Genomic DNA, 25,190 nt, shown 5'->3' with positions numbered 1-25,190 from the left:
CGTCACACAGATGTCGCCTCTGAATTTTCTTAATTTGAAGAACTCAGAGGTGCAGGTTGAAGGCCAAACAGACGTATTCTGTCGAATTGAGGGAGCAGGCGCTGGCGAAGGTCGCAGACCTGTCTCCTGCGCATTCAGATGATAATCTGTCGCGCCGCGTCGGGTGCCAATACAAAACGCCAGTCGGTGCCGGCGATCGGCTGCGCCCGTAACAACTTGGTGACTCCGCCGATTTTGACGAGCATCGGTTCGGAACCAGTCTCCAGCAAGGTGAGGGCATCGATCGACGAGCCTGGTGATAGCTCGGCCGCAGATTTCATAAGCAGATCAGGTCGCGAAATGGCGATGATTCTTTCTCTTTGGTCAACGAGGAAGGCAAAGCTCGCTGGTGTGGGGCAGCTTCGATTTAGCATAGACCCGGATCAACGCGGTGTTTTTAGAAAAAAGGACAGTCAAAATTCGGTATGCAATAGCACTTGTTGACTGTCCCAGTCGGGCCGATTAGAACTTGTGTCGTATGCCAATGCGCAAAGCTGTCTGGCGGTCACTGGTCGATGCGGTCAAGCCGTTGATGGCGGCAACCGCCGGTTTGTTTGTCGAATCGGTTCCGGATGCTTTTTGCAAAACCCCAATGAAATACACATCGGTGCGTTTGGAGAGTAAATAGTCGGCGCCAATCGAACCCTGATGGTAGGTCGCGCCAGCGTTGGAACCTGCTGTCGTTGCTGTGCTGCCACCTTTGGTGTAATCGTATGCAACACCCAGCAGTAGTGCTGGAGTTACCTGATATCGGAAATTTACTTCCGCGTTGTTAAAGTCGGCCGCTCCTCTGTAACGACTTGGATTCGGTCCCGAAGTAGCGGTGTCACCCAGGCCGGCAAACTGAGTGTAGGAGTATGTTGCTCCAACTGTTGCAGATCCGATCGTATACGCGGCCCCGGCTCCGACAACCTGATAGGTGTGCGCGGACATGAATCCACTGATAACGGGCGTAGTCGAATTTGCCGTTGCGGAAGTCAGCGTCGTCGATGAGCTGCTTCCAAAGAAGCCGACGTTCGCGTTACGAACATTCAAATATCCCACGCCAGCGGTAAGTCCTGCGCCGGCGTAGCTCGCACCCAGAGACCACACCTGATTCTGCGTAACGTTTCCGGCAATTCCGCCGAGACTATATAGTCCGCCAAAAGTAATGCCGCCAATCTTCGGACTGGTGTACTTGATGGCGTTATTGGTTCGCTGACCATTGTTGAAATTGTCCATATCGCCAGGATGCGCGCCAATATAGCCGGCCCACTGGTGGCTGATAGCCATCGGAGAAGCATAGTCCACAACCGAGTCATATTGCCGGCCTAACGTGACCGTCCCGAATTTGGAACTGGACAGACCGACATTTGCCTGTCGCCCGAACAGCAAGCCTCCCTGCCCCAAGCGGCCGTTATTGACGTCGAATCCGTTTTCAAGAACGAAGATTGCCTTGAGGCCAGAACCCAGGTCCTCGGTTCCCCTAAATCCAAACCGGCTTCCCTGGAGCACACCGCTTGACAGGTTGTAGAGATGTTTGCCGCCAGTTGGCGTGGCTACGTTGCTTGTGTAGTTGAATCCTTCGTCGATTACCCCGTACAAAGTGACACTGCTCTGGGCGTGTGCCGCTACGTTAAACAAAGACGAACCCACGATCCCCATCGTAATAGCTTTCTTCATGATTGACTCCATTAGTTATACTTATCTAGTGATCAAGGTTCACGAATAATTCATTGCGTGTGACTATCTTGAAAGTTCCTCGAGCCCGACATTGCAAGTGCGCGGACCCAGGATGCCGATTGAAAGCATGACGACCGCCATAGCACCGGAGATGAAAACGAAGACGCCGCTTACACCAAAGTGCTTGAGTATGTCGGCGATCAAAAACGCTGAAAAGATCGCGGACAGCCGACTCCAGGAATAGACGAAACCGACTGCACGTGCGCGAATTCTGGTTGGATACAACTCAGTCTGGTATGCGTGGTAGGTGTAAGAGATAATGTTTCCGGAAAGCGTGAGACAGACTCCCATAGCCACCAGTAGCGATGTGTCGTGGAATTGACTGAACAGCAAGCCGCACACGACGTTGACTACGCTCATAAAGACAATGATCGTCTTGCGCTCAAAGCGGTCCGCGATCAGCAGTCCAATCAGGGGGCCGATCGGTGCGGCGAGTGCAATGATGCTGGAATACATCAGGCTGTGCGTAACCGTGATTCCCTGTTTCATTAGCAAAGTGGGGACCCAGCTAGCGAACCCGTAGTAACCGATGGTTTGAGAGACGTGGAACAATATCAACATCACAGTTCGCTTGCCAAAGGGTTTGGCCCACATATCTCGAAAGCTGGTGCGCATCGAGACCGGACCCGGTTCAGCAGGAGGTGGGAGAGCCCGGCCGTACTCCCGTTCGACTTTCGACTCCAGCTCGTTAAGGATCGCGTCGGCTTCGGCCAACCGTCCTTTTTGGGCGAGCCAGCGTGGGCTTTCAGGGAGAGACAATCGGATCCACCACACAAAGATGGCGCCTTGCGCTCCGAGTAAAACGACCCATCGCCACCCTTCAAGTCCGAGAAACGACTGGGGGACAAGCAGATAGGACAGAAACGCGGCGACGGGTACCGCTGAAAATCCAATTGCTTGCGATGTCGCGAACGCGCGCCCCCGGATTTGCTTAGGAACGAGTTCCGAGATGTACGCACCGATCGTTATCAGCTCGACACCCAAGCCTATGCCCGCGAGAAAACGCCAAAGATTAAGGCCCAGCGCGGTATTCTGGAAAGCCATTACGGTGTTTGCGAGGACGTAGCCAAGAAGCGCATATGTGAAGACGGCGCGGCGCCCAAACTTGTCAGCCAGGAACCCACACGTGAGGGTTCCGAGAAACAGGCCGGAGAACAATGCCGCAATGAAACTGGCGATGCCGGAGGTCCCGAAAAGACCGTGGGTTGTCTGCGTGAGAACACCGCTCTTGACGAGGCCAGGGGCGATATAGCCGGTGTACATGAGGTCGTAGATCTCGAAAAACATTCCAAGGCTCAGCATGATGACCATCTTCCAAACCGCCATCGTTGGGGGAAGCCGATCGAGTCTCGCGCCAATGCGGCCCACAGATAAATTGTGGCTATCCTCAAGCCGGCCGCGTTCCCGTGTTGTATCTCGCGACGATATCTCATCGTCGGGATAACTCATCGCCCTGGGCAGTTTCATTTTTGCGTCTCCTTGTTTTGATATAAAGCTGACTCTGATAGGTGTACTAACCCCCGGGAACTGGCTGGCTCAAACTGCGGACGTATTCCTATCCAACCCTGCTTAGCGTCTGCTTGTACTCTTTACCCTTGTCGGCGTACGCCGTTGCATTTGCCGCGATGTTCCTAATCTCGTCGGCCGTTAGTTCTCTTGCAACTTTCGCGGGTGCACCGATGATCAACACATTGTCGGGAAACACCTTGCCTTCCGTGATAAGCGCGCCGGCACCGACCAGGCTGTTCTTTCCGACCACCGCACCATTCAGCACGACCGCCTGGATTCCCACCAGGCTTCCAGCCCCAATCGTGCAGCCGTGCAGCATGGCCTGGTGACCAATGCTTACGTTATCCTCAACTACGAGCGGAAAACCCGGGTCGGCGTGAAGAACGGCCCCCTCTTGAACGTTAGTGTTTTCGCCAACGAAAATTGGCTCGTTATCGCCTCGCAATACGGCGTTAGTCCAGATACTGGCGCCCGGGCTTATGGTGACCTGACCGATGACAGTTGAACCTTCCGCGACATAGGCGGATTCCGCGATGGCGGGAAGAAGCTCACCCAACCGTAAAATTGACATAAATAGTCCTTTTTCTTGCGACGACAGGTGTGAACCGGTCGGGAAATGGATACCTGCGCTACCTAGCGTCGACGGCGTTGTCCTGAGTCTTCAATGGTCCGATGCGCGAGATGTCGCTGATTTGCTGCGACGTGTAACCGAGTGATTCAAGTACTTCCCGAGTATGTTGGCCGATGGAGGCAATGGGTAGGCGAGGTTGTAGTCGCGCACCGTCTATTGACAGCGGCAACAGTGGCATTTCGGTTTCCGATCCGTCATCCAGTTGTAGCTTTGCGAGCCCGCCACTGGCCTTGAGATGTGGATCGTCGAACAATTCTTCGGGACGCGTAATGTTTGCGAACGGCACATTATTCGACTCGAACGCCGTGGCGAGTTTCGACGGATTGAGGGTTCGGAGGGTTTCCGCGAGAGTCGGGATAATCCATTCCCGCGCGTGGACGCGGTCGTTATTCGATTGCAGCCGATCATCGCCCAGCAGGTCCTGCCGGTCGATAATATTGCAGAGTGCTTTCCATTGGGCATCACCAGTGGCGGCGATGAACATCTGATGCCCGTCTGCCAGCTCGAATACGTCATAAACAGCCCACGCGTTAATGCGCTCTGGCATTGGCGCGGCAGGCTGCCCTGTCACAACATACTGTTGCATGTGCTGTGCGGAGAGCAGGACACAGTTCTCGAACAAGGCCGATTGGACCTCTTTACCGCTGCCGGTTGTGTTGCGCTCGTACAGTGCCGCCAAGACGCCAATCGCGCCGAACATGCCGCCCATGATGTCATTGACTGAGCTACCGGCTCTTAGCGGACGGCCTACGGGGCCGGTCATGTACGCCAGGCCGGCCATCATTTGTACGACTTCGTCGAGGGCGAGTCGCTTGTCATACGGTCCACTCAGGAAACCTTTATGGGAAACATAGACGAGGGCGGGGTTGCGCTTGCTTAGGGCTTCATAGTCGAGCCCGAGCTCCTTCATCCTGCCGGGCTTGAAGTTTTCCACGAAGACGTCTGCGGTCTCAATAAGTTTTAACAACGCTTCGAGCCCGCTGGCGTTGCCAAGGTCCAGGGCGACGCTTTTTTTGTTCCGGTTGAACGTCCGAAAGAAGCCAGCGCCGGCTCCGAGAAGACGGCGGGTGTTGTCGCCCTTCGGAGGCTCAACCTTGATCACTTCCGCTCCAAGGTCGCCAAGGACCATGCCGCACGTCGGGCCCATAACCATGTGTGAGAGTTCAACCACGCGGATGCCGGCAAGAGGCAATCCCGAAGCAAAGGGGCGATGGTCAGGCTTTAGACTACTCATGATTGCACTCCGTGTGAGCTCAGTTGCTGTGGAACAGAGCCATCGAGAATTCCCTCACGGGCGATATAACCGTAGAGTGGGGCGTCAGGTACCGCGCGCTTCAAAATGTCACGACTTTCTACGAGCCTCCGAAGATCAATGCCGGTCTCGAAACCCATGCTTTGCAACATGTAGACGAGGTCTTCGGTTGCGACGTTACCGGTTGCGCCTGGAGCGTTCGGGCAACCTCCGAGCCCGGCGAGCGATGAGTCGAACTCCCGAATGCCGTAGTCCAGCGCGACCACCGTGTTTGCGAGAGCCATCCCCCGCGTGTCGTGAAAGTGAAGGCTGGTGACCTTACCCTCGATCACAGAAGAGAGAAGTTGGAGGAGACGGCCAACATGCCGGGGCGTGGCGTGGCCTGTGGTGTCTCCGAGTGCTATGACGTCAGCACCCGCATCAAGCGCCTTTAGAACGATTCTGCATACGTCCTGTTCTGGGACGTATCCCTGAAAGGGACATCCGAAGACTGTTGAGAGGCCGGCGACCACGGTTGTTTGCGCCCATGCCGACTCGCTGTCCCGGAGTTCGCGCATTCGCTGAAACTCCTCGATCATTGCATCGGGCGTCTTGCGGACGTTGGCAAGGCTATGCTGCTCGCTGATCGAGATTGGCGCGACGACGCGATGTACGCCGGCTTTCAGAGCGTTCTCGGCACCCCTCAGATTTGGCACAAGCGCCGTAACGCGAAGTTCCGGCAGGGTCAGCGCGTGTGCAACAACCTGCTCGGCGTCCGCCATTTGAGGAAGGAGCCTCGGCGGGACGAAGGATGCGACTTCGATGTGTCGGATGCCGGCGTTGTAGGCAGCATCAATCCATGCCTTCTTCGCTTCCGTCGGCATGATCTGGGGAATGCTTTGTAGGCCATCCCGAAGCCCCACTTCCTGCACGACTACTTTCTTCTTTGTCACGTTGCAACCCTCTGCTCATGCGATGAGAGCCGAGAGTGCCGGTTTCAATCATGTACAACAATCTGCCTGCTGCGATGGCGTCCATCGCCGATCGCGATGGCTCCAAGACCTCACGGGACGGGGGGTAGAGGGAGTACGGGCAATCCCTGTAAGGGTAAATTGGGGGGGTGTGAACAGCCCGAATCGGAACTCATGAGGTGGTCGAAAAAGCGACGGGCCGCAACCGACAGTTTGTCAACGTGCTGCACACATATCACGAATTGCCTGGTCGCCCAGTCATCGGATAGCGGTATCGTGCAAATATCGTACGTCTGGCGATACCTTGTGACAGCCTCAATCGGAAGTACGGCGAGCCCCAGGTTTAGCTGGATGAGACGGAGCGCTGCGTCGAACGTCGAGACGTTGGCGCGGTATCGGAGCGGGCGGTCATGCTCTGAGGCGACACGCTTCATTAACGAGTTGAGAGCTGCGTTCACAGACAGGCCGATTTGCTCGTACTTGAAGGTGTCAGGGAACGCAAGTATGGACATTCCAGAAAGAGGGTGGTCCTTGTGCACCACGACACCAAAGTGATCATCGCGGAACGGTAGCATCTGCACTTCTGTGCCTCCTACAAAGTCGCGACAAATGCCAATGTCTGCGATACCGTCGGCAACGCCCCGCACGATCTCAGTACTAACCCGCTCGTCCAGAACGACGCCAATTTTCTCGTTCGACTGCAAGAACGACGCGATCAAGTCGGGAACAAATTCCACAATGGACGAGACGTTTGCCATCACGCGCACAAGGCCCCGAACGCCAGTCGAAAATTCGCTGAGATCTGCCTGAAGGACCTCCACGCTGTGCATGAGGTGCCGGGCATGACGTAAGAGTACCTCCCCGGCGGCCGTGGGACTCACTCCGCGCGCGCGCCTTGAGAGCAGGGGGGTACCCAGCGATTGCTCCATGTCCGTAATACGCTTGCTCACAGCTGCCGCCGCGATGGCTTCCCGCTCGCTCGCCCGGGCAATACTGCCCTCCTCACATATTGCGACGAATAGCCTCAGTGATGTTGGGTCCGGTTGCCACATCGGGGTCTCCTTGGAAGCGGCGAATGTATTAACTTTGGCGGGTATAGCCGAGGAAATCGATGAATGCGCGGGCGGCGGGTGATGGGGGTGAATTTTTGCGCCACAGCATACCAACGTCCATCTGTGGGATGGCGTTCGCCACGTCGCGCGCCTCAATCCGTTTTCCTTCGAGTGACCACGGCCGAAATACCATTTCTGAAAGAATGGTCACCCCGAATCCATGTGAAACAAGTCCACGGAGCGCCTCAACGGAGCCAGTGCGGAGGATGACATTGGGGGTCAACCGTTCCTTTTTCCAGTATCGCATGGACGATTGTTCGCCTTCGTCAACTGTCAGCATGATGTACGGATGCTCCGCAATCTCGCGGAGCGAAGGGTTTTGCGATTGCGCAAGCGGATGTGATGGCGCCACCCATAGCTTACGTTGCGAGCGGATCAGGCTGCGGTGCTCGAAGCGACCGATTTCAATCACATTGGACAGTAGCGCAACTCCGATATCAATCTTCCCCGACAGAACGGCCTGCTCCAGTGTGAGACGGTCAAGATCTTGCAATTCGAAATGAATCTGTGGGTAACTGGCCCTGAATCTCGCCAGTATTTCCGGGAGGAAGTATCCCATCACTGTATATGACGCGCCGATGCGTACCGTTCCCTGTGTGTCACGTGCTCTGGAGCGCGACTTATGCAACGCGTCGCTGAGGGAGTCGATCACGTGCCGCGCGTGATAGTAGAAGTCGTGGCCTTCCAATGTCAGGGATACGCCATGGGGCAGCCGGTCAAAGAGACGGGTGCGCAAGACGTCTTCGAGTGCAGACACGGCGAGCGTGATCGCGGATTGCGATACATGTTCATTAGCCGCTGCCATCGAGAATTGGCCGCTCTCGGCAGCAGCCACAAAGTAGCGCAACTGACGCATCGTAATATCTTTTGACATTGGAAATACTCATATCGGTGTTTCGAATTTGAAATTTTACAATATCTGTAGCCGTTCATATACTCTCGCAAACTGTCCAATTAGCGGAGACGGCGCGATGGAGTCGTGTGTTCAAAAAGCTGTTCAGACCGGCGGCAGCCTTGCGGCGGTCTCGCTTGATGACAAGTACATCAAGCTACAAGGCCGTGTGTACATGACGGGCACCCAGGCACTCGTGCGTATGCTGCTGGCCCAGAAGTCACGGGATGAAGCCCTCGGGTTGAATACGGGCGGCTTTGTCTCTGGATATCGCGGGTCACCGCTTGGTGCAGTTGACCAGGAATTGTGGAAAGCAAAGCAGCATCTTGCTTCCCATAACATCAAGTTTGTGCCTGGACTGAACGAAGAGCTGGCAGCGACCTCCGTCTGGGGGAGCCAGATGGTCAACCTCGACCCCAATGCGACGGTTGATGGGGTGTTTTCCCTGTGGTATGGGAAAGGTCCCGGCGTTGACCGCAGTGGAGACGTGTTCAAGCATGGAAACATTGCCGGCACGTCAAAGCACGGTGGCGTCCTTGTAATTGCGGGTGACGATCACAGTTGCAAGTCGTCGAGTCTGCCCCATCAAAGCGAGCACGCGTTTATTGCAGCTATGATGCCCGTCATGAATCCGTCAGGAGTACGCGAGTTCCTCGAGTTTGGCCTCCATGGCTGGGCGATGTCGCGCTATTCAGGATGTTGGGTCGGTTTCAAGACAGTCACAGATACGATTGAGACATCGGCGTCTGTCGATATCGATCTGAAATCGGTCGATATTCGTATCCCAGATAGCTATCCTGTACCGCCTGACGGGTTTTCCCTGCGTTGGCCCGACGCGCCGCTTGAGCAGGAAAACCGGCTGCAGCGAGAGCGCCTGTACGCGCTACTTGAATACGTTCGGTTAAATGGGCTCAACCGGCAGATATGGAGCGCACCGGACGCGCGTTTTGGGATTGTTACTACCGGCAAAAGCTATCTCGACACACGGGAAGCATTGGCACTCCTCGGACTTGACGAGCGGGCCGCATGTCAGTTGGGGATCCGCCTGCTAAAGATCGGAGTGTCATGGCCGCTCGAACCGCAGGGCGTACGCCACTTTGCACAAGGACTCTCGGAGATTCTGGTCGTCGAGGAGAAGCGGCAGATCATTGAATATCAGATCAAAGAGCAACTGTATAACGAGCCGATATATTCGCGGCCGCGAGTCGTTGGCAAGTACAGTGAAACCGGGGAGTGGGTGCAGGTACCGAAAGCCGGAATCCTGCTTTCACCCAATGGCGAACTGAATGCTTCAACAATCGCTGCAACGATTGCTGCTCGCCTGTCACGTCTTTTCAAGGACAGTGAGTTGCCGCCCGGCGTGCGGGCCTACCTCGTGCGCGACAGCTCGAATGTGGTTGGTCTGAAATTTGACCCGTCGCTTCCCCAGCGCGTGCCTCACTTTTGCTCCGGATGTCCTCACAACACTTCTACGAAGGTCCCAGAAGGTAGTCGTGCAGTTGCCGGAATCGGTTGCCATTTCATGGCAATGTGGATGGACCGAAGTACTGAGACGTTCACTCAGATGGGGGGGGAGGGCGCCACGTGGATCGGTCAGGCCCCGTTCACGTCGACGCGCCATATTTTTGCGAACCTTGGTGACGGAACGTACATGCATTCCGGATCGCTGGCGATCCGGGCGGCGGTGGCTGCAGGTATCAACATTACCTACAAGATCCTCTATAACGACGCGGTCGCAATGACCGGTGGTCAACCTGTGGAGGGCAGCCCCACCGTTCTTCAGATAGTTTGTCAGGTGGCTGCGGAGGGCGTGAAGGAGGTGCACCTTGTAAGCGACGAGCCGGAGCAATTTGCTGGGGCCGCGCTCCCCAGGGGAACCCGCGTACTTCACCGGGACAGCATGGACGTGCTGCAGCGCGAGCTTCGTGAAGTTGAGGGAGTAACCGTCATAGTGTACGCGCAAACATGTGCGGCAGAAAAGAGACGCAGAAGAAAACAAAAGAAACTGGTGGATCCTGCTCGACGGGTCGTAATCAACGAAGAGGTGTGTGAGGGTTGCGGAGATTGCGGCGTTCAGTCGAACTGCGTATCGATCATGCCTATCGAGACCGAGCTAGGACGTAAGCGAACGATTGACCAGAACTCCTGCAACAAGGACCTGTCCTGCGTCAAGGGATTCTGTCCCAGCTTCGTTACGGTGGAGGGAGGACGACTGCGCAAGGCAAAGAAGGCCGAACTGGCCGTTCCAACGGATCTGCCGCAGCCAGAAATCGCTCAGTGGACTCGTCCTTACAACATAGTTGTGACTGGCGTCGGAGGCACCGGTGTGATCACAGTTGGCGCCTTGATGGGGATGGCCGCGCACATTGAGGGCAAAGGTGTGCTTGTCCTCGACATGGCCGGTATGGCGCAGAAGGGTGGTGCTGTCATGTCGCATGTGCGCATTGCCTCGACTCCGGACGAGCTGCATGCTGCCCGCGTGGCGGGGCGCGAAGCTGATCTAATTCTTGGATGCGACATGATGGTAGCGGCCGGTAGGGACGCCTTGACCTTGAGCAATCCGGACCGCACAGTCGCGATCATGAATATGGACGTCGCACCGACCGGCAGCTTTGCACGGGATCCGCAGTGGCAGGCCGCGCCGGACGGGCTGCTTGGGCAAGTCAAGGGCCATACGCTGTCTGTCGATGCGATAGAGGCATCCCGCATTGCGACGGCACTCATGGGCGATGCGGTCGCGACAAATGTATTCATGCTTGGGTATGCCTGGCAGAAAGGTCTCATTCCGCTTGCCGAGAGCTCGCTGCTGCAGGCAATCGAACTGAACGGCGCTGCAGTCGCAATGAACAAGGCGGCGTTTTCCTGGGGACGCCAAGCTGCTCTCAATCTTGCCTCCACGCGTGCTGTGGCCGGGTCGGAGAAGGCCATTGCGGTGGCAATGCCTCCTCGGCGGCAAACGCTAGAAAACATTATCTCCGATCGAACGGCTCGGCTCACGGCCTATCAGAACGCGCGTTACGCGCGTCGCTATGAGCGGTTCGTCGGTGAGATTGCTGCGCTGGAAGCTAACCGCCTGCATGGAGATAGCTTCTCCCGTGAAGTAGCGATAAGCCTCTACAAGCTGATGGCTTACAAGGACGAATACGAAGTGGCACGACTTTACACGGCGACAGATTTTCTCGTGCGGCTGAAACACCAGTTTGAAGGCGATTTCAAGCTGAAGTTCCATCTGGCGCCGCCTTTACTGGCGAGAAAAGATAGCAAAGGTCATCTCGTGAAAAGGCAGTACGGCCCCTGGATGCTGACAGTGTTCAAAGTACTTGCCAAAGCGAGGTGTCTCAGAGGCACACCGATAGACCCTTTCGGATATACGACCGAGCGCCGACGAGAGCGTGCTGCCATCGCCGAGTTCGAGGAACTCATGCGCGAAGTGGCGACATCTCTCGAGACCGATGGACTGAAGACCGCATTGGAGTTAGCAAGGCTGCCGCAGACAGTAAGGGGTTTCGGCCACGTAAAGGAACGCCACGCCGCCTCCGTGATCGCGAAGGCACTTGCCCTTAAGTCGAGCGACGCGGCCCGACGTTCAGGGCTGAGCACGGAGGCGGCCTGATCCTGAGAACGGAACTAGCCAAGCAGACTCGCATGCCGGCGGCGGCATGCTTGAAAATATTCTAGGTTGGAGACATGTTATGAGTCGGATTCAGGGGCTTGCCTTTACACTCGGCGAAGAAATCGAAATGCTGCGTGACAGCATCGCGGGATTCGCTGCAGCGAGCCGAATGCGGGCTCGGATGTGAAGCTTCGCGCCGACAAGAAGGGCGACCGCTATGTGCTCAACGGCACGAAGATGTGGATTACCAACGGCCCGGACTGCGACACGCTGGTCGTCTACGCGAAGACCGATGTCGAAGCGAATTCGCGTGGCATTACCGCGTTTTATCGTTGAAAAAGGCATGAAGGGATTCTCGGTTGCGCAGAAGCTCGGCATGCGCGGCTCGCACACGGGCGAGCTCGTGTTCCAGGACGTGGAAGTGCCGCAGGAGAACATTCCCGGGCAATTGAACGGCAGTGTGAAAGTATTGATGAGCGGCCTCGACTACGAGCGCGCGGTGCTCGCCGGCGGCCCCACCGGCATCATGGTCGCGGTGATGGACGCGGTGGTGCCGTACATTCACGACCGCAAGCAGTTCGATCAGTCGATCGGCGAATTCCAGCTGATTCAAGGCAAGGTTGCCGATCTCTACACCACGTTGCAGGCGTGCCGTGCGTATCTCTACGCGGTCGGCCGTCAACTGGACACGCTCGGCACGGAACATGTGCGCCAGGTTCGCAAGGATTGCGCGGGCGTGATTCTGTACACGGCCGAAAAAGCCACGTGGATGGCGTGCGAGGCGATTCAGATTCTTGGCGGTAGCGGTTATATCAACGAATATCCGGTCGGGCGCTTGTGGCGCGATGCGAAGCTGTATGAGATCGGCGCGGGCACGAGCGAAATCCGCCGCATGCTGATTGGCCGGGAGCTGTTTGCCGAGACTGCGTAAGAGTTGAAGCGCCAACTTTCAAAAAGCGGCATGGGATCGCAGTAAGCGCTAAGACGCCGACTCCGATTCTCCGATCCACACAGGAGAAGCCACGCAATGCCGATCATCGAATCCAGGCTCAATCCACGCTCGGACGACTTACGCGCGAACGCGGCGTCTCCGTTTTTTAGACCGAGGAAGCCCCGTGACGGAAAGATGAAATGCGGTAACCAGCCCACGGATATGAGCTTGATCCATCGTCGATAAACAGCCCGTGTGCCGCGTTACCAATCAGGTCGGATACATTGATGTTCGAAATCGCGGCAGCGAGGCGGGTGCTCGTGTGTGGCCATGCGCATTCGCGCAAAAAGTCTGCACCGGCGATGCGATCATTATCGCTGGGGAACCGGGTACGGGGATTTGCGAGGGTTCGATGCCGGCCGTCCGGACGCTTACACCGTAAGCATTATGGAGTTCTGCAATGGCAAGGTCATTCGCGTCACGCAGTATTTCTCGGATCCGTTGGAAGCGCCTGCCAGTGGGTTCAGCAGATCGCGTGATAACGCGTTGTCCGGAGCCAGGAAGCACGTGCTGCGTATGCCGGTCGCACGAGACAGCGGCCGGTTATCAAGCGAACCCCCGAAGGGGTGCAGGTGCACTACCTGCACGCGGATGCGTCCTCCTTCAGACTGAACCTCGCTCGACTTGCAGCAACGGCTTGATCTCCTTGCGGCCACCTGCCGCCCATGCCTCGTAATCGGCATAGGTCTGCTGGCTCGGCGGATACACGCCCCACAGCGCCTCGCCCGCGGCAATTCGCAGCCCCAGATAGGTCTCGATGTCGTCCTGCTTTTCGCAGATGTCGGCGAGTTCTTCCGCGAGATGAGCGGGGACGAGAGTCAGTCCGTCTGCGTCACCAACGATGACGTCACCCGGATACACGGCCACGCCCGCGCAGCCGATCGGCACCTGCAGATCGGCAACGTGGTGATACGAAATGCGCGTCGTTGCGGTGATTTCACGCGAGTACGCCGGCAACGGCATTTTCGCGATTTCGCTTCCGTCGCGCAGTGCGCCGTCTGTCACGATGGCGCGCGCGCCGCGGGCGAGCAGGCGTGTCACCAGGATATTGCCCGCCGACGCTGCGCGGGGATCATCGCGGCTGTCGATCACGAGCACGTCGCCTTCGCGAACCTGTTCGACACCCTGCCATTGCAGATTGTCGGCGTTCGGGCGCGTCGTCATCGTGCCGTAGGTGTCGATGTCCTCCCGCGCCGGAATGAAGCGCATCGTGAAGGCGCGGCCCGCGAACGGCTGGACCTCGTGATTGACTGCCTTGAGGCCGACCAGCGCCGGTTGGCGAAAACCGCGCTTGAAGAGTTGCGTCGTCAGCGAGCCGCTGCTGACTTTCGCGAGGCGCGCGAGCGTGGCGTCGCTGACCTCGGCGCTGCGTGTGGTTTCACGGTCGAGACCCTCGGCGTAGGCATGAAGTGTCATTGCGCTTTCCTTAACGATAGAAGAGAGAAGTGGCGGGCTGGTTCCAGTATATGGAACTGGAGGCATGTCAGCGCTCCAATGAAGCCGATCCTACTGCTAAAGTCGCAGGTGTCGACGGAGCGTGCGGCACGCGCAGACCCGCGAATTCCAAAAGGTGGAAATATGGCTACAGGAGACGGAACCGCAGCACTCTCGAAGGCGCTCACGGTGCTCGAAATGGTCGGCGCGACACCGTATGGCTTGTCGAACGCGGATCTGCTCGAATCCGCGGGTTTGCCTAAGACCACGCTGTATCGCATTCTCGCGACGCTGATTGAGCACGGCTTGCTGCGGCGCGATGCCACGCATCGCGTATACCGGCTCGGATTCCGCTATCTGGAACTGGTGCGCAATTCGTATCTGATGCCTGACCTCGTCGCGGCCGCGACGCCGGAGTTGCGCACGCTTCGCGATCTCACTGGCGAAACCACTTACCTTGCCGCGCTCGACGGCAGCGAAGTCATCTCGCTCGAACGATGCGATGGCGCGCATTCGCAGCGCTCGGCGGCGGCGCTCGGCCGTAGCAAGCCGATCTATTGCACGGGGCAGGGCAAGGCAATCCTGTCGTGCATGCCGCGCGACGAACGCGACACGCTGTTGCGCGGCGTAACGATGACGGCGCTCACGCCGCGCACTATCACCGACCGCCGCCGGTTGCAGGTCGAGTTGCGCATCACGGCAGCACGCGGCTACGCAATCGACGACGAAGAGATTGTCCCGGGAGTGCGCTGCGTCGCCGCGCCGATCGTCGATAACGAAGGGCGCGTGCGCGGGGCGTTGAGCGTGGCGGGTCCGGCGTTCCGCATGTCGCTCGCGCGGCTCGAACTGCTTGGGCCGGAACTGGCCGACGCGGCGCGCCGCGTGGGCGCACAGTTGCAATCGCACGCGAGCCGCGCGGAAGCCGACGAGGTCGGCGCAGTGAGCAGCGGGTGGGCGTTCCATGGCGCGTTTCCGGTCTGGTCGGCCGCGCGCGGCACACTCTTCTGGGCCGACACACTCGCGCCTGCGCTTCATGCATTCACGCCCGGGCCCACTAGCGCGCGGGAGCGCATGGTATGCGGGCTCGATGCCCCGATCGTCGGCCTGCAACTGCGACCCGAAGGTTTGCTGATCGCGCAGGCGGGCCGCCATCTGATTCTCGCCGATGACGACACACTGACCGCGCATGAAGGTTCGAGCGTGTGGAACGACCCGGACATCACGTTGCTGGGTACGGACGCCGCAGGCCGCACATGGGCGTGGTTCGAGACCGGCAATTCAGGCCATCTCGGCTTCATCACCGACGTCCAGCGCTTCGAGGCCGTGTGGAAGTTCAGCGAAAAGATCGATTCGTTGACGTGGTCCGCCGACGGAGTGACCGCCTACGCCGCCGCGTCCGCGTCGGGCACGCTCTACATGCTTCGGCGCGGTTCGTCGAACGTGCGCCGCTTTGCATCGATGCCACCCGGTTCGGGCCGCCTTTCGGGCGTCGCACTCGACGACACCGGTGGCATCTGGACCGCGCTGCGTGACGGCTGGAGCCTCATGCGCTTCGGCGCGGACGGTGCGCTCGAGCGCGTCGTCAGCCTGCCGGTCGCGGCGCCCACCGGCCTTGCATTCGTTCCCGGCGATGCCGGCCGCGCGTCGCTCTATATCACGAGCGACCGCAATCATCAGTCGATCGAATCGCTGGCAGGCGCGCCGCTCTCGGGCCATCTGCTGCGCTTGGAGTTCGACGCCTGACATCACGCATTTCTTTCCAGTCTCTTTACCATGACCGAATCATCCCGTCTTCTGCTTTCAAACGGCACGCTGCAGGCCGAAATCGCGCCACAACTGGGCGCACGTATGTGCCGCCTGAAGGCGCTCGATGGCGACACCGATCTCGTCATGCCCCTCGGCGTATGGCGCGCGCCCGAGCATGGCTGGCCCAAAGCGGGCGCCTACCCGTTGATACCGTACTCCAACCGGATCGCCGATTCACGCCTTGCCTTCGACGGCAAAATTCACGCACTCACACCGCATCCTCTGGATTTGCCGAACACGTTGCATGGGCACGCGCAAAGCTGCGCATGGCAAGTGCTGGCGCACGATTCCCGGCACGCGAAAATGTCGCTGCGCGAGCGCGCATGCGGGCATTGGCCGTGGCCGTTCGAAGCAGGCATGACCTTCGCGCTGCGTGCGAACGCACTCGACGTGTCGTTCACACTTCGCAACGAAGGTGACAGCCCGATGCCGGCCGGCCTCGGCTGGCATCCGTTTCTCGCGATCGACGCGGATTCGACGCTGCGCTTCGATGCACTGCGGCGTTGGGAACTCGATGCCGCGTTCCTGCCGACCGGTCGCACGCGGCCGAGTTCGCAATCGACTTCGCTGACGCGCGGCGATTGCGAAGCGGGCGATTGCGCGATCTATGCCAGCGAATGGGACGGAAACGGAACGCTGGAGCGCCGCAGAGGCACCTTGCTCATCACGGCTGCCGCGCCGTTCACGCATCTCGTTGCGTTCGCGCCGCGGGGTGCGCCGTATTTCTGCGTCGAGCCAGTGACTCACGTTGCGAACGGTTTCAATCTCGCCGCTCGCGGCATCGAGGGGACCGGCCTGAAGGTGCTCGCGCCGGGCGAAGTGTTCGCAGCGCAGCTCACGCTAGCTTGGGAACCAAATCGCTGACGGGACGCGCGATAGCGTCCGGTTCCATAAGGTGGAACTCGCGTCGCTGGCGCGTCTCTCGCGGTCCGAAATCCGCATCGATGCGCCACTAAACTGGTGACCACACTCAGTTCAGCGTATCGCACGTGCCATGTCTGGCGCGACTCGCGCGCGAACTTCCACCAGGAGGAGCATCACTGATGACCCATTCCGATCAGGACCGCTACGCGGCACTCATTCGCCGCTACTTCGACGCCTGCAACGAAGCCGATTACGACAAGCTCGTGTCGTGCTTCACGCCTGACGCCGTGCATTATTTCCCCGCTGGCCTGCCCGACGTGCCGTGGCGCAGCGCCAACACGATCGCGCGGAAGTGGCAATGGTGCGTCGCCGAGTTGGGCTCGCAATGGACCATCGAGAAAATCCTCGTGTCGCACGACTCCGCCGAAGCTGTGATCGAGTGGACGCACTGGAAGACAAAGCTCGGCACCGCGCTGCGCGGCGATGAATGGTATGTGTTCGATCGTGACACTTGCCGCATCAAGGAGATTCGGGCCTATTACGCGTCGCCCGCCGACAAGGGCGTCGCGATCAACGAACTCGTTGCATTCGACTACCACGAACGCGGTTACCACCTGAAGGCGCAAACCACGCAGCCGGCGAACGCGAAAACGGAGGAGCAGTCGTGAGCGCCGTGCTTGAAGCAGCAATCTCTGAGTTCGCTGCGATCGACTCCGTCGTCGCGCGCTCACACGAAGCGCAGGCGGCCTACGCGGCCGCGCGGCATGCGGTACGCAGCGCACTCCTGCGCGGTCTGGCCGATGCGCTGGAGCGTGACGCCGCGCCACTGATCGCGCTCGCCGACGAGGAGACGTCGCTCGGTGCCGGGCGTCTGAACGGCGAACTCGCCCGTACTGCGTTCCAGCTGCGCGGATTCGCGGATCGCCTCGACGCAGGCATCGCTGCGCGCATCGTCGACAACGCTGCCGTTGCCGGCGCACCGCCCGCAGGCCGTCCGCATCTGACCCGCATGTTCGCGCCGCTCGGTCCCGTCGCGATGTTCTCCGCGAGCAACTTTCCCTTCGCGTTCTCGGTGCTGGGTGGCGACACTGCGTCGGCGCTCGCGGCGGGTTGCGTTGTGATCATCAAGCCGCATTCGGGCCATCCGGAGTTGTCGCGCCGTGTGCATGCGCTAGCGGCCGGCGTGCTGCGCGAGCAGGGGCTGCCCGAAGGCGTGATCGGCTTCGTCGATCAGGCGTCGCGCGAAGCCGCAGTGCGCCTCGTGAGTCATCCCGACGTGGGCGCGGTGGCCTTCACCGGTTCGTATCAAGGCGGCGTGGCGTTGTGGAAAGCGGCGAATGCGCGTGCATGCCCGATACCGTTCTACGGCGAACTCGGCTCTGTCAATCCGCTCGTCGTAACGCCGCAGGCGCTCGCGCAAGAGGTCGAAACGCCCGCCGCCACGCTCGCGGCTTCGATCGCGCTTGGCTGCGGCCAGTTCTGCACCAGCCCCGGCGTGATCGTGGTTCGCGACGACGGAACCGGCACGCGATTTGTGGAAGCGCTCGCGCGCTCGCTCGCCGCGCAGAGGACCCACGCGATGCTCACACCAGCGATGCACTGCGGCTTCGAAAAAGCAACCGAACACATTGCAGCGCAGCCCGGCGTAGTGACGCGTCTCGCCGCGCAAGCTGGCTCCGCCGCCGGCCATCCGCCAACGCCGCGCCTCTTCGAGATCGACGCGCAGTCGTTCGTGGCGAATGCCGCGTTGCATGAGGAAATGTTCGGCCCGGCCGCGCTGGTCGTGAGGGCTCGTCACGACGCGGACGTGCTCGACGTGCTGACGGCGGTGGAAGGTACGTTGACCGTCACGCTATGGGGCGCCGAGGCCGACACTGCCGCGAATCGCGCGCTCGCCGCGGTGGCACAGCGCATCGCAGGGCGTGTGCTGTTCCGCGGCGTGCCGACCGGCGTCGCGGTGTGCGACGCGCAGCAGCACGGCGGGCCGTGGCCCGCGTCGACGCAGCCGCAGACCACGTCGGTCGGTTACGCCGCGATCGAGCGCTTTTTGCGGCCCGTCGCGTTGCAGGACGCGCCCCCCTGGGCGATCGACGCCAACCATGGAGGAGCCACGGTATGATGCAGCACGTCGTGATGTTTCGCCGCTTGCCCCATATCGCCGAAGACGCGCAGCGCGAAGCGACGCTGGTCGAACGCATGCGCAATCTCGAAGGCGAGATCGACTTCATCCGCGCGTGGCGCATTTCTGCGAACGAGCTTGCGCGGCCGATCTGCTGGGACTATCTGCTCGAAGCGACGTTCGACGACTCGGAGGCGGTCGAGCGCTACCTGCCGCATCCCGCGCATCAGGCGCTCATCGCCGATCTGAAGACTTACTTCGAGTGGGTCGCCTGCGACTACACCCGCTGAACCAGGACAATGTATTCCGATGAAAACCCTTCTGGTGACCGGCGCGGCCGGCGGCGTCGCGACCCGCGTGCGCCCATGGCTGCGCGAGCATTACAACATGCGACTGCTCGACCTGCGCGAGGCCACTGACCTCGCGGCTAACGAAACCGCGATCGTCGGCAGTATTACCGATCGGGAAGTGGTGCGGCGCGTCGCACAAGGCGTCGACGGCATCCTGCATCTGGCGTGCGCTTATAGCCTCGACATCGACTTCGAGGCGACCCTCGATGCGAACTATCGCGCGCAGCTGTATCTGCTCGATGCGTGCGTCGAGTACGGCGTCCGGCGTTTCGTGTTTGCGAGCAGCCATCATGTGCTCGGCCAGCATCGCGTCGACGGCTTCGCGGGTGACCATGCGAGCGTCGCGCCCGACGGTTTCTATGCACTCAGCAAGGTGTTCGGCGAGGCCGCCTGCGCGCTTTACGCGCACCGTCACGGCATCAAGGCACTGTCGATCCGCATCGGCAACGCAGATGATCGCGTGAGCGACGCCCGCCGTCAGCACATCTGGGTAAGCGGCCGCGATCTAGCGCAACTCGTGCGCATCGGCTTGGAAAGCGAAGACATCAAGAGCGACATCGTCTATGGCGTGTCGCGCTGTCCCGCGCCGTTCTTCGACAACGCGCGCGCCGTCGCGCTCGGCTATGTGCCGCAGGATTCGGCGCTCGATAATCTGGCGCCTGATTTCGTCGCCCGTGACGCGATGCCGGCTTCAGCCGGGCCAGACTTCGTCGGCGGCCCCTACGTGCCGCAGCCGCTGATCGTGAAATCGCCGCTATGAAGATCCGCTCGGTCGAGACCCGGATCGTCGACATTCCATTTGAAGACGGACGCCATGCGCTCGGAGGCGTTGCTTCGGCGTGGACGTCGCTGGAAACGGTGCTGGTTCGCGTCGAAGACACCGACGGCAACGTGGGGTGGGGCGAGGCGTTCGGCTATTTTGTCGCCGACGCCGTGCGCAGCGTGGTCGACACGCGTGTGAAACCGCTGGCCGAAGGCGCGACGATCGAATCGATTGCCGAATGGACACAGCAAACGCAGCGTCATTTGCATATCTTCGGCCGCTACGGCATTACCATGTTCGCGATCTCCGGCGTCGACATGGCCTTGTGGGATCTGGCCGCGAAACGCGCGAAGCTACCGCTGTGGAAGCTGCTCGGCGGCGATGAAGTCACGCGTCTGTCGACGTATGCGAGCCTCGTGCGTTACGGCGACGGCGCGGCGACGGCGGCGATGTGCCGCCGAGCGCTCGATCAGGGCTATCGCGACATCAAGCTGCACGAGATCGACCTCGCGGTGATCGAAGCGGCGCACGCGGAGATCGCCGGGCGCGCGCCCGTCTCGGTCGACGTCAACTGTGCGTGGGACGACCAGCAAACGCTTCGCGCCATCGCGCGCATGCAAAGGCTGGGCGGATTTTCATGGGTCGAAGAGCCGATCTTCCCGCCCGAGGATTTCGCGCGTCTCGCGGGCCTGCGCCAGCACGGCGTGCCGATTGCAGCTGGCGAAAACTGGTGCACCGCCGTCCAGTTCGCGCAGGCGGTGCAGGCCGGGGCCGTCGACTATCTGCAACCCAGCGTGACCAAGGTGGGCGGCATCACGGAGTTCGTCGATATCATCGCACTCGCGCGCAATGCGAAGGTCGGAGTGCTGCCGCATAGTCCGTATTTCGGTCCGGGATTCATTGCCACGCTGCATCTCGCGACTGCGTATCAAGACATGTTGCAAGTCGAATACCACTATGTCGAGCCCGCAGGCCAACTGATCGGCCTCTCGCCGATTCGCGAGGGACACACGTTCGCGCTGACTGATGCGCCGGGCCTTGGGCTTGCGCCTGACGAAACAGTCGTTGGGCGGTTTGTTAGGGCTCGCTGAACGGGGCACCTGATCTTTGCGCGGCCAGCCGATCAGCAGATGAAAAAACGGCGGGCCGCGCGGCTCGCCGTTTTTACTCAGGCTGACGATACTGCGCGACGCCACGTCCGATCAGAAAGGTGGCCATGTGGTCGTAGGCTATCGCCACTTCGGCTAGTAACGTCGCGCGCAGTCCTGCATGGACGAGACCGTCGCCGCGCCACACCTCGACCTCCACGCCCGATTCGCGCAGGCAGGCTGCATACTCGATGCACTGATCGCGCAACACGTCCTGCATCGCCACCATCATCAGGGCGGGCGGCAGGCGCGACAAATCATGGGATTCGAGCGGCATGGCGAGAGAAAGCCGTCGGTCGGATTCGTTCGGTACATACAGTGCAATCGAATCGGCAAGGCCGCGGGCGGAAAGCATGGGCGCTTGCGCGAATTGTTTCATCGAGGCGAAGGTCTGGCTCGCGCTCACCACCGGATACATCAGCACTTGTGCCTGAGGTTGCGTCTGCGCCTCGGCGTCGACACGATCGCGCAAGGCTATGCACACCGCGGCGGCCAGCGTGCCGCCCGCACTGTCGCCGGCCACCGCGCGCCGCCCTGGGTCGAGCTGAAGCGAGGTGGCCGCGCTGCCCAGCGCATCCCACACAGCAAGACCATCGTCGAGTGGGGCGGGGAAGCGCGCTTCGGGCGCAAGCCGGTAATCGACCGCCACGATCGCCAGATCGGCGCGTTCCAACAACGCGTGTGCGAACCAGTCGTGCGTCGCGTGGCTCCCCACGGTCCAGCCGCCGCCGTGGAACAGGACCAGTACCGGCCAGCCGCCGCGCGGTGCATTGCGGGCCGGCCGAAAGCAACGCGTCATCACGCCGCCGATTATCTGGTCGCTAACGACCAACCCGTGCGGTGCCGGCGGCGTGAAATGCGCGCATTGACGCGCGAACGCGGCTCGGCGGTCCGGCAAGTCGGCGGTCGCACTCTGGAAGGTGGCGGCGGATCGAATGAACGCATGCATACCTTCGCTGATTCCGGCTTCGGCTTCGTTCATAAAGTTTGTTTAAAAAAAACGCATGTCCTGACAGGACATGCGCATCAGACAAGCGGCGTGTGCGGCGTTAGCAGACCGAGGCCGGCTTGGGCTCCAGCACGCGATCAGTGCCGTCGACGAACCAGGCGAGAATCAGCGAGCCGACCAGCCCGACCGCACCCGCGAGCACGAACGCGCTCGCATAGTTGCCGGTGGTCTGAATGAGCATGCCGGTGATTGCAGGTCCGACGATGCCCGAACAGTTCGCGAGCCCGTGCATGAATCCGCTCGCCGTGCCTACCTGATGGCGCGGCACGCTGTCCTGAATGATCGCCCAATATGCAGGCGCCGCAAGCATCAGCAAGCCGATTGCTACCGTCATCACACCAACTGCCGTCCAGACCGAATCGACCACACCGGTCAGTGCAATGCACGCAGCCGCAATCAGAAGCGACGTCACCAGCACGACCTTGCGGGAGAACATGCGCTTGCCGGTGCGCCGATAAATCGCATCGACGAGAAAGCCGCCTGAGAGAAAGCCGATCGCGCCGGTAATCCACGGCAACGAGCTCACAAGACTCATGTCCTTCAGGCTGATGTTCTTCGCATCGACGAGGTAACTCGGGAACCACGTAATGAAGAAGAACAGGATGTAGTTGTAGCAGAAGAGCGAGATGCCGGTAGTCAGCACGGCGCGAGTGGTGATGACCTCGCGAATGGAGACCTTCTGGCCTGTCGGCGCTTTTACCGCTTCCTGACCGGACTCTATGTGTGAAAGCTCCGCCTTGTTCACGCGCGGATGTTGTGCCGGCGTTTCGGTGGCGAGGAAGCGCCACATGATCGCCCACGTGATGCCGAGCAGGGCCATCACGAGAAACGCTGCGCGCCAGCCGAACGAAAGCGCGAGGAAGCCGACCACTGGGCCCGCGAGTGCGCCACCGATTGGACCACCGGCCTGGCTGATGCCGGCGGCGGTCGCGCGTTCGCCGAGCGGAAACCACGTGTTCACGACCTTGTTGGCCGTCGATGCATTCGGCCCTTCGCCCATACCGAACGCAATGCGGACCAGAAGCATTGACCAGAAGCCGGAGACGGCGGCCGTCAGTCCACACGCAATGGACCAGCCTGCCATGGAGACGGTCAGCACGCGGCGTCCGCCGAATCGGTCGGCCAAGTAACCCCCGAGGAAGTTGAAGACCGCATAGCCGATCGAGAAGGCGCCGAAGATGATGCCTTTCTCGCCTGCCGTGAGATGAAAATCACGCGTGACGAACGGCATGGCAATCGACAACGCAGAACGGTCGATGTAGTTGATGACCGTGGCGAGCAGGAGCATCGCCAGAATGATCGTACGGTATTGTCCGCGGAATTTCATCGCTTCTTGTCTCCAAACTTTTTGTCGTGTCCGGCGCCACGCTTCGCGACGGCTTTGATGTTCATCGTACTGGTTGACCTGAACCGCGGGGCCTGCCGCCCGACGGATCCAAGGGCCTCATTCCCAGGCAGTGGAACTGGCCCGCAACGAGTTGCATCGGCTCGCGCCGTTGGGCGCAGCGGATAATTTCGATCAGAACTTGTGACGCAGCCCGACAACGGCGCCAACCTGGCGGTTCGAGGACGACGCGGAAAGCGCCCACAGTTGCGCGACCGCGTTGCGGCCCGTGGAATCTCGCCCTGATGCCTGCTGCCCCATCACCATCGCGTACACGTCGGTTCGCTTCGAGAGGAAGTAGTCGAGCGAGACATCGGCTTCGTGATAAGTCACACGGCCTGCATCGCCGCCGTTCACTGGAGCGCCGTGGATGTACTGATACGAAGCGCCCAGTTTCAGCGAAGGCGTGAACGAGTAGCCCATCGCGACTTCCGCTGTATTGAATGACGCGGTCCCGCGATAGCCGTTCGAGTCGAGCGCGGCTATCGCGCCAAGGCCTTTGAAGCGCACGTTCGTATATGTGGCGGCGAGACTCCACGCGCCGGCCGTGTATCCCGTGGTGGCGGCGAAGGTTTCCAGGGAGCGCGCGGACGCATAGCCGGAAAAGACCCGGTATGACGACATGTTGGATGCGGTCGTGCTCGACGACGGGTTGTTGCCGTAGTACGAGAAGTTCGGATCGCGCGCGTTGAGATAGGCGAGGCCGAAGAATAACGGGCCACGCTTATACGACGTACCGAGCGACCACGCGCGATTGCGCTCGAAACTTCCCGCTACGCCTCCGGCGCTGAACAGCCCGCCGAACTTCAAACCGCCGTAATCCACGCTGGCAAACTTGACGACGTTATTCAGGCGGTAGTCGTTGCCGAGATTGTCGAGCTCTGCCGGATGATTGATGAGCAGCGCCGTGCTCGCACGCGCGGGTTCAACATAGTCGACGATGGAATCGTATTGCCGCCCGAGGGTTGCCGCTCCATAGGGGCTCGTCACTCCAACAAAAGCTTGCCGCCCGAACATGGAGTTACCTTGTCCCATCGCGCCCGTCAACGGCGAGAAACCGCTTTCCAGCCGGAAAATGGCCTGGAAGCCACCGCCCAGGTCCTCGGTTCCTGTCATACCCCAACGATTGCCCTGGTACCATCCGGCTTGCGTCGCATACAGATGGGAGCCGCCGACGTTGTTTGCGAAGATGAGGCCGGCGTCCAGTACGCCGTAGAGTGTCACGCTACTCTGAGCCTGAGCGCAGATCGGCAGTGCCAAAGCGAGGGAAAGAAAAACGGTGTTGCGTTGATTGCTCACGGCAGTCTCCAACTGTTCATTTGTAGTCCGAGCCGATCGTCGGCTGGTGATTCATCGTTGCCATTTGCTCAGCGCCGCTTTGTGCGGGCCGCAGAGCGACATGCGCAGGGGAGCATGCTAGGGACAAGCGCGTGGGAAGGGTATGCAGCGTCGGACCTGCCCAGACAGCGATTTCCACACGTTGGAACTTCGAGGTTAATTCTTGTCCGTCGCGGGTTCCGGTCCAGGATGTAGGTGCCAGCGGGGGTTGACGCGCTACTGTTACAGTGCAGCTCCGTATCCAGACGGTGGACTGTTTATCCG

The 25,190-nt window shown here is 60.1% G+C and carries 20 protein-coding genes and 2 pseudogenes; 10 read left to right on the top strand and 12 right to left on the bottom strand.

Annotated features, from left to right (window positions below; genetic code table 11):
• Positions 1-134: 134 nt before the first annotated feature.
• The 8 genes from F6X42_RS25290 to F6X42_RS25255 all read right to left on the bottom strand — a co-directional run bounded on the left by F6X42_RS25290 (position 135) and on the right by F6X42_RS25255 (position 8,089).
• Positions 135-320 carry a hypothetical protein gene (locus tag F6X42_RS25290; protein ID WP_187636803.1) on the bottom strand — a complete coding sequence of 62 codons (186 nt, stop codon included), beginning with the start codon at positions 318-320 and terminating at the stop codon, positions 135-137.
• A gap of 181 nt (positions 321-501) precedes the next feature.
• Positions 502-1,701 carry a porin gene (locus tag F6X42_RS25285; RefSeq protein WP_187636802.1) on the bottom strand — a complete coding sequence of 400 codons (1,200 nt, stop codon included), beginning with the start codon at positions 1,699-1,701 and terminating at the stop codon, positions 502-504.
• A 63-nt stretch (positions 1,702-1,764) separates the two neighbouring features.
• Positions 1,765-3,228, bottom strand: coding sequence for an MFS transporter (locus tag F6X42_RS25280; protein ID WP_187636801.1), 1,464 nt, complete (start codon positions 3,226-3,228; stop codon positions 1,765-1,767).
• 88 nt (positions 3,229-3,316) lie between these two features.
• Complete coding sequence (locus F6X42_RS25275; protein WP_187636800.1) at positions 3,317-3,841, bottom strand: gamma carbonic anhydrase family protein; 525 nt, start codon at positions 3,839-3,841, stop codon at positions 3,317-3,319.
• Positions 3,842-3,899: 58 nt separating this feature from the next.
• On the bottom strand, positions 3,900-5,135 hold the full coding sequence (locus F6X42_RS25270; RefSeq protein WP_187636799.1) for a CaiB/BaiF CoA transferase family protein: 1,236 nt from the start codon (positions 5,133-5,135) through the stop codon (positions 3,900-3,902).
• Entirely contained in the window at positions 5,132-6,085 is a 954-nt protein-coding gene (locus F6X42_RS25265; RefSeq protein WP_187636798.1) for a hydroxymethylglutaryl-CoA lyase, read from the bottom strand. The genes F6X42_RS25270 and F6X42_RS25265 overlap by 4 nt, the downstream gene beginning before the upstream one ends.
• A gap of 110 nt (positions 6,086-6,195) precedes the next feature.
• Positions 6,196-7,155 carry a LysR family transcriptional regulator gene (locus tag F6X42_RS25260; RefSeq protein WP_187636797.1) on the bottom strand — a complete coding sequence of 320 codons (960 nt, stop codon included), beginning with the start codon at positions 7,153-7,155 and terminating at the stop codon, positions 6,196-6,198.
• 28 nt (positions 7,156-7,183) lie between these two features.
• Positions 7,184-8,089: a LysR family transcriptional regulator gene (locus tag F6X42_RS25255; RefSeq protein WP_187636796.1), complete on the bottom strand. Its 906-nt coding sequence runs from the start codon at positions 8,087-8,089 to the stop codon at positions 7,184-7,186.
• A gap of 97 nt (positions 8,090-8,186) precedes the next feature.
• Here F6X42_RS25255 and F6X42_RS25250 point away from each other — a divergent pair, with 97 nt between their 5' ends.
• The 3 genes and pseudogenes from F6X42_RS25250 to F6X42_RS44200 all read left to right on the top strand — a co-directional run.
• A complete protein-coding gene (locus tag F6X42_RS25250; RefSeq protein WP_187636795.1) occupies positions 8,187-11,720 on the top strand; it encodes an indolepyruvate ferredoxin oxidoreductase family protein in 3,534 nt (1,177 codons plus the stop codon).
• A gap of 153 nt (positions 11,721-11,873) precedes the next feature.
• A pseudogene (locus F6X42_RS25245) lies at positions 11,874-12,651 on the top strand (acyl-CoA dehydrogenase family protein); the annotation flags it as partial.
• 429 nt (positions 12,652-13,080) lie between these two features.
• Positions 13,081-13,164, top strand: a pseudogene (locus F6X42_RS44200) (nuclear transport factor 2 family protein); the annotation flags it as partial.
• A gap of 150 nt (positions 13,165-13,314) precedes the next feature.
• On the opposite strand, the gene F6X42_RS25240 reads toward F6X42_RS44200, so the two are convergent.
• Positions 13,315-14,127, bottom strand: a complete 813-nt coding sequence (locus F6X42_RS25240; protein WP_187636794.1) for an RraA family protein — start codon at positions 14,125-14,127, stop codon at positions 13,315-13,317.
• Positions 14,128-14,289: 162 nt separating this feature from the next.
• Here F6X42_RS25240 and F6X42_RS25235 point away from each other — a divergent pair, with 162 nt between their 5' ends.
• The 7 genes from F6X42_RS25235 to F6X42_RS25205 all read left to right on the top strand — a co-directional run bounded on the left by F6X42_RS25235 (position 14,290) and on the right by F6X42_RS25205 (position 21,138).
• The gene (locus F6X42_RS25235; RefSeq protein ID WP_187636793.1) at positions 14,290-15,888 is read left to right on the top strand and encodes an IclR family transcriptional regulator domain-containing protein; all 1,599 of its coding nucleotides are present in this window, start codon (positions 14,290-14,292) and stop codon (positions 15,886-15,888) included.
• Between the two features lie 30 nt (positions 15,889-15,918).
• Positions 15,919-16,815 (top strand): aldose epimerase family protein, encoded by an 897-nt coding sequence (locus F6X42_RS25230; protein ID WP_187636792.1) that lies wholly within the window; start codon positions 15,919-15,921, stop codon positions 16,813-16,815.
• 179 nt (positions 16,816-16,994) lie between these two features.
• Positions 16,995-17,483 (top strand): nuclear transport factor 2 family protein, encoded by a 489-nt coding sequence (locus F6X42_RS25225; protein WP_187636791.1) that lies wholly within the window; start codon positions 16,995-16,997, stop codon positions 17,481-17,483.
• Positions 17,480-18,934 (top strand): aldehyde dehydrogenase (NADP(+)), encoded by a 1,455-nt coding sequence (locus tag F6X42_RS25220; RefSeq protein WP_222945717.1) that lies wholly within the window; start codon positions 17,480-17,482, stop codon positions 18,932-18,934. Before F6X42_RS25225 ends, F6X42_RS25220 begins: the two co-directional genes overlap by 4 nt.
• A complete protein-coding gene (locus F6X42_RS25215; protein ID WP_187636790.1) occupies positions 18,931-19,224 on the top strand; it encodes a Dabb family protein in 294 nt (97 codons plus the stop codon). Before F6X42_RS25220 ends, F6X42_RS25215 begins: the two co-directional genes overlap by 4 nt.
• Before the next feature lie 19 nt (positions 19,225-19,243).
• Complete coding sequence (locus F6X42_RS25210; protein ID WP_187636789.1) at positions 19,244-20,044, top strand: NAD-dependent epimerase/dehydratase family protein; 801 nt, start codon at positions 19,244-19,246, stop codon at positions 20,042-20,044.
• On the top strand, positions 20,041-21,138 hold the full coding sequence (locus tag F6X42_RS25205; protein ID WP_187636788.1) for a mandelate racemase/muconate lactonizing enzyme family protein: 1,098 nt from the start codon (positions 20,041-20,043) through the stop codon (positions 21,136-21,138). The genes F6X42_RS25210 and F6X42_RS25205 overlap by 4 nt, the downstream gene beginning before the upstream one ends.
• Positions 21,139-21,211: 73 nt before the next feature.
• Here F6X42_RS25205 and F6X42_RS25200 read toward each other — a convergent pair whose 3' ends face one another.
• From F6X42_RS25200 to F6X42_RS25190, 3 genes are all read right to left on the bottom strand, one after another.
• Positions 21,212-22,177 carry an alpha/beta hydrolase gene (locus F6X42_RS25200; protein ID WP_187636787.1) on the bottom strand — a complete coding sequence of 322 codons (966 nt, stop codon included), beginning with the start codon at positions 22,175-22,177 and terminating at the stop codon, positions 21,212-21,214.
• Positions 22,178-22,244: 67 nt separating this feature from the next.
• Complete coding sequence (locus F6X42_RS25195; protein WP_187636786.1) at positions 22,245-23,531, bottom strand: MFS transporter; 1,287 nt, start codon at positions 23,529-23,531, stop codon at positions 22,245-22,247.
• A 192-nt stretch (positions 23,532-23,723) separates the two neighbouring features.
• Entirely contained in the window at positions 23,724-24,887 is a 1,164-nt protein-coding gene (locus F6X42_RS25190) for a porin (protein ID WP_187636785.1), read from the bottom strand.
• Positions 24,888-25,190 lie beyond the last annotated feature (303 nt).

Origin of the sequence: Paraburkholderia podalyriae (genome assembly GCF_014397785.1) — a bacterium.
In the GTDB taxonomy this organism is placed as follows: domain Bacteria; phylum Pseudomonadota; class Gammaproteobacteria; order Burkholderiales; family Burkholderiaceae; genus Paraburkholderia; species Paraburkholderia podalyriae.
This window is presented reverse-complemented; position numbering and strand designations above follow the sequence as displayed.

Excerpts from the sequence above, each read along its gene's own strand:
- F6X42_RS25210 (WP_187636789.1), top strand. The coding sequence starts at position 19,244 with ATGAAAACCCTTCTGGTGACCGGCGCGGCCGGCGGCGTCGCGACCCGC.
- F6X42_RS25195 (WP_187636786.1), bottom strand. The coding sequence starts at position 23,531 with ATGAAATTCCGCGGACAATACCGTACGATCATTCTGGCGATGCTCCTG.
- F6X42_RS25230 (WP_187636792.1), top strand. The coding sequence starts at position 15,919 with ATGACCGAATCATCCCGTCTTCTGCTTTCAAACGGCACGCTGCAGGCC.
- F6X42_RS25260 (WP_187636797.1), bottom strand. The coding sequence starts at position 7,155 with ATGTGGCAACCGGACCCAACATCACTGAGGCTATTCGTCGCAATATGT.
- F6X42_RS25290 (WP_187636803.1), bottom strand. The coding sequence starts at position 320 with ATGAAATCTGCGGCCGAGCTATCACCAGGCTCGTCGATCGATGCCCTC.
- F6X42_RS25215 (WP_187636790.1), top strand. The coding sequence starts at position 18,931 with ATGATGCAGCACGTCGTGATGTTTCGCCGCTTGCCCCATATCGCCGAA.
- F6X42_RS25200 (WP_187636787.1), bottom strand. The coding sequence starts at position 22,177 with ATGAACGAAGCCGAAGCCGGAATCAGCGAAGGTATGCATGCGTTCATT.
- F6X42_RS25270 (WP_187636799.1), bottom strand. The coding sequence starts at position 5,135 with ATGAGTAGTCTAAAGCCTGACCATCGCCCCTTTGCTTCGGGATTGCCT.
- F6X42_RS25225 (WP_187636791.1), top strand. The coding sequence starts at position 16,995 with ATGACCCATTCCGATCAGGACCGCTACGCGGCACTCATTCGCCGCTAC.
- F6X42_RS25240 (WP_187636794.1), bottom strand. The coding sequence starts at position 14,127 with ATGACACTTCATGCCTACGCCGAGGGTCTCGACCGTGAAACCACACGC.
- F6X42_RS25205 (WP_187636788.1), top strand. The coding sequence starts at position 20,041 with ATGAAGATCCGCTCGGTCGAGACCCGGATCGTCGACATTCCATTTGAA.
- F6X42_RS25285 (WP_187636802.1), bottom strand. The coding sequence starts at position 1,701 with ATGAAGAAAGCTATTACGATGGGGATCGTGGGTTCGTCTTTGTTTAAC.
- F6X42_RS25275 (WP_187636800.1), bottom strand. The coding sequence starts at position 3,841 with ATGTCAATTTTACGGTTGGGTGAGCTTCTTCCCGCCATCGCGGAATCC.
- F6X42_RS25255 (WP_187636796.1), bottom strand. The coding sequence starts at position 8,089 with ATGTCAAAAGATATTACGATGCGTCAGTTGCGCTACTTTGTGGCTGCT.
- F6X42_RS25280 (WP_187636801.1), bottom strand. The coding sequence starts at position 3,228 with ATGAAACTGCCCAGGGCGATGAGTTATCCCGACGATGAGATATCGTCG.
- F6X42_RS25250 (WP_187636795.1), top strand. The coding sequence starts at position 8,187 with ATGGAGTCGTGTGTTCAAAAAGCTGTTCAGACCGGCGGCAGCCTTGCG.
- F6X42_RS25235 (WP_187636793.1), top strand. The coding sequence starts at position 14,290 with ATGGCTACAGGAGACGGAACCGCAGCACTCTCGAAGGCGCTCACGGTG.